Raw genomic sequence first — 3,598 nt, 5'->3', positions numbered from 1 at the left:
ATACAGTTTAAATATTTTTTAGATATTGGGTAAAACTATATTTGCACAGATAATATTTTATTGAAAAGGAGTGACTTCTATGGCTGACGATACAAAGAGAGAACCGGAAAATTCAAAATCTACTGTGGGCAGTTATATATTAAGATTTATCTTAACATTAATCGTGCTTGCAATAACATCTTTTTTGACACCTGGTTTTAGAATAGTAGGATTATGGTCTTATTTAGGGGCGGCAGTTGTAATAAGTATAATAGATTATTTAGTAGAAAGATTTATGAGAGTGGATGCATCTCCTTTTGGAAAAGGATTAAAGGGATTTGTAATTGCAGCTATAATCCTCTATATAACTCAGTTTTTGGTTCCGAACATGAGAGTATCTATATTAGGGGCTATTTTGGCCGCAGTAGTTATCGGAATATTAGATGCTGTAATTCCAGGAAGAGTTATGTAATAAAGTGACTCAGTAAGCTGCTGGTAATTTACCAGCAGCTATTAAATTTCAAAAAATAATCTGCACTAAATTGGAAATGTTATAGGTATCCTATGGTCTGCGATTTTAAAGTTTGCTATAATTACAATGTAAGGAATATATTAATTTTCAAATATATTTTTAGGACAAACCATATAAGGTGTTAATTTTTAAAGGGGGCAAACTTGTAGATGTTTGATTGGAAAGATGAGTACAGTTGTGGGATTAAAAGAATAGATGATGAGCATAAAAAGTTATTTGAAATAGGAAATTCCATCTATGAACTAGCCACGAATAAAAATCGTGTGGATTATTTTGATGAAATATTAAATTCGATTGATGATCTGAAAGAATATACAGTTTATCATTTTGAAGATGAAGAAAAAATAATGGACATGTATGAGTATCCAGGATATAGAGAACAGAAAAAAGTACATGATAAATTTATTGAAAAAATTCAAAATGTGGATTTAGAAGAAATTGATGAAAATCAACAGGAGGCAGTGTTAAAGCTGCTGGATTTTGTATATAACTGGATAACAAATCATATAATAGGTATGGATTTGAAGATTAAAGATTATTTTGAAAGTTTGAAGCTAAATGGAGCTGTAAAAAAGAAAGAGAGGTAATGGTTTGAACTGCATACAAAAAATTTATTCCAGAAGAAAAGAACATTATTATAAACTTATAAGAAGGCAGAAAAATAACGCCTTATACATAAGCAAATTGAGGTTTGCAATATTCCTATCGGGAATGTTCTGCTCTATATTTTTTTATGCAAAAAAATTTTATTATATGAGTTTTAGTTTCTTACTGGCTTTTCTTATACTATTTATATTTGTCATAAAAATTCATTGTAAATTAAAAGAAAATGTGAACTTCACAGAAAAGTTATGGAGAATAAATGACAATTCTTTAAATAGAGTTGAGGGGAATTGGAATAAGTTCAGCAAAACAGGTCAGGAGTTTAAAGACAAAAATCACAGTTATTCAGAAGATCTGGATTTATTTGGAGAAGGTTCACTGTTTCAATGGATGAACTGCTGTAAAACCTATTTTGGAGAAAAAAAACTAAAGGATGTTCTATCAGGAAATATTGGAAGTAAACAGGATATAATAAGCAGGCAGAAAGCAGTGATGGAATTAAAGCACAAGTTAAAATGGAGACAGCATTTTGAAGCAGAAGCTTCTTTTATAGAAAATGGTGGAAAAAATATTTTAAAAATAGAGAAAATATTGGAAACGGAAAATCCATTTTATGAAAAAAGATATATGATAATTTTGTTTAAGACATTGCCTGTTATAACTATAGCGCTCTTGATTATGAGTTTTGTATTCCATCTATTTGGAAATTATGTAGGTTATACAGCAGTTATAATACAGATAACTTTGCTTATACCTGGAATGAAAAACAGATTTAATATTTTAGATGGCGTATCTGAGATTAAAAATAGTATAATGGTATACGATAAAGTTATATATATGATATCCAGAGAAAAATTCCAGTGCACATATTTAAATTCTTTAAAAGAAATACTTTATAAAAAAGGGGAAACATCAATTGATGCTGGAAGAGAATTGCGGAATTTAAATAAGATTTCAGAGAATGTATCCCAGAGAAAAAATATTTTATACATCTTGATAAACATTTTTTTATTATGGGATTATCAATGCACATTTGCCTTTGAAAAATGGAGAGTAAAAAATGGCAGGTCAATTTATAATTGGATTGAAGCAGTAAGTCAATTTGAAATGCTGAACAGTCTTGCTCTCATAGCTTTTGAGCATCCGTATTGGACAATTCCTGAAATTTTAGATACCCCGCTTGTGTTTAATGCAAAATCCATGGCACATCCTCTTCTTGGAGACAGAGCTGTGTGTAATGATTTGACTTTAAAAAAGCCTTCTAATATAGTGTTGATTACAGGGTCAAATATGTCAGGGAAGAGCACGCTCCTGAGAACTGCAGGTGTAAATTTAGTATTGGCATATGCAGGGGCCCCAGTTCGTGCAAAAAAATTTAGCTGTTCTATAATGAACATTTACACTTGTATGAGAATAAGTGATAATTTAGAAGAAAATATATCTTCTTTTTATGGAGAAATACTCAGAATAAAAGGGATTGTAGAGGCCTGCGGCAGAGGTGAACAGGTATTTTTCCTTTTGGATGAAATATTCAAGGGAACTAATTCCATTGATAGGCATTTAGGAGCCAAAATTTTGATAAAAAATTTAGAGAATGGAAAGACCTGTGGAATGGTATCGACACATGATTTAGAATTAGCTGAAATGGAAGAGGAAAGTGGCGGTAAAATAAAAAACTATCATTTTAAGGAATATTATGAAGATGGAAAAATCAAATTTGATTACAAACTCAGAACTGGAGTTTCAACTACTAGAAATGCACTTTATTTAATGAAAATGGCAGGTATAGATATAGGGGAATCACCTAAGCAGTGATTCCCCTATATCTAATATTAATTAAGTATTAAAATTCTTCTACAAATAACTGAAAATATGCTTTAGGATGTGCACATGAAGGGCAGAACTCAGGAGCAGATGTACCTTCATAAATATATCCACAGTTGCTGCAGATCCACTTACATGGTTTATCTTTTTTGAATACAGTACCATTTTCTACATTTTTGAGCAGTGCTAGATATCTTTCTTCATGGTGCTTTTCAACCTCTGCTATTTTTCTAAAAACAGTCGCTATAGCATGAAATCCTTCTTTATCAGCTGTATCAGCAAAGGAAGGATACAACTTAGACCATTCTTCATTTTCTCCAGCAGCAGCTGCTTTTAAAATAGTCTTAGTATCACCTAATGCAACTGGATAAGACGCATTATTTATTTCCACAGCTTCGCAATGCAGATCTGCATCTAAGAATTTAAAAAATCTTTTAGCGTGTTCCCTTTCATTTCCAGCAGTTTCTAAAAATATATTGGAAATTTGAACATACCCTTCTTTTTTTGCAGCAGATGCATAATAAGTGTATCTGTTTCTTGCCTGAGATTCTCCTGCAAAAGCTTTCATTAAATTTTCAGCAGTTTTTGTACCTTTTAACGATGCCATAAAAATTACCTCCTGATAAATAATATAATTTAATATTTTGTTCTATATAATAT

4 protein-coding genes are annotated in these 3,598 nt (G+C 30.9%); 3 read left to right on the top strand and 1 reads right to left on the bottom strand.

The features are described from left to right. Window positions 1-79: 79 nt before the first annotated feature. The 3 genes from J5G60_RS17335 to J5G60_RS17325 all read left to right on the top strand — a co-directional run bounded on the left by J5G60_RS17335 (window position 80) and on the right by J5G60_RS17325 (window position 2,929). On the top strand, window positions 80-451 hold the full coding sequence (locus J5G60_RS17335) for a phage holin family protein (protein WP_150358996.1): 372 nt from the start codon (window positions 80-82) through the stop codon (window positions 449-451). A 209-nt stretch (window positions 452-660) separates the two neighbouring features. Continuing rightward, complete coding sequence (locus J5G60_RS17330) at window positions 661-1,098, top strand: bacteriohemerythrin (RefSeq protein WP_150358995.1); 438 nt, start codon at window positions 661-663, stop codon at window positions 1,096-1,098. A 4-nt stretch (window positions 1,099-1,102) separates the two neighbouring features. Then, window positions 1,103-2,929 carry a MutS-related protein gene (locus J5G60_RS17325; RefSeq protein WP_150358994.1) on the top strand — a complete coding sequence of 609 codons (1,827 nt, stop codon included), beginning with the start codon at window positions 1,103-1,105 and terminating at the stop codon, window positions 2,927-2,929. A gap of 28 nt (window positions 2,930-2,957) precedes the next feature. Here the strand turns inward: J5G60_RS17325 and rbr are convergent, their stop codons facing one another. Then, entirely contained in the window at window positions 2,958-3,545 is a 588-nt protein-coding gene (gene rbr / locus J5G60_RS17320; protein ID WP_150358993.1) for a rubrerythrin, read from the bottom strand. Window positions 3,546-3,598 lie beyond the last annotated feature (53 nt).

The organism is Clostridium sp. HV4-5-A1G (assembly GCF_900184915.1).
In the GTDB taxonomy this organism is placed as follows: domain Bacteria; phylum Bacillota; class Clostridia; order Clostridiales; family Clostridiaceae; genus Clostridium_B; species Clostridium_B aromativorans.
This window is presented reverse-complemented; position numbering and strand designations above follow the sequence as displayed.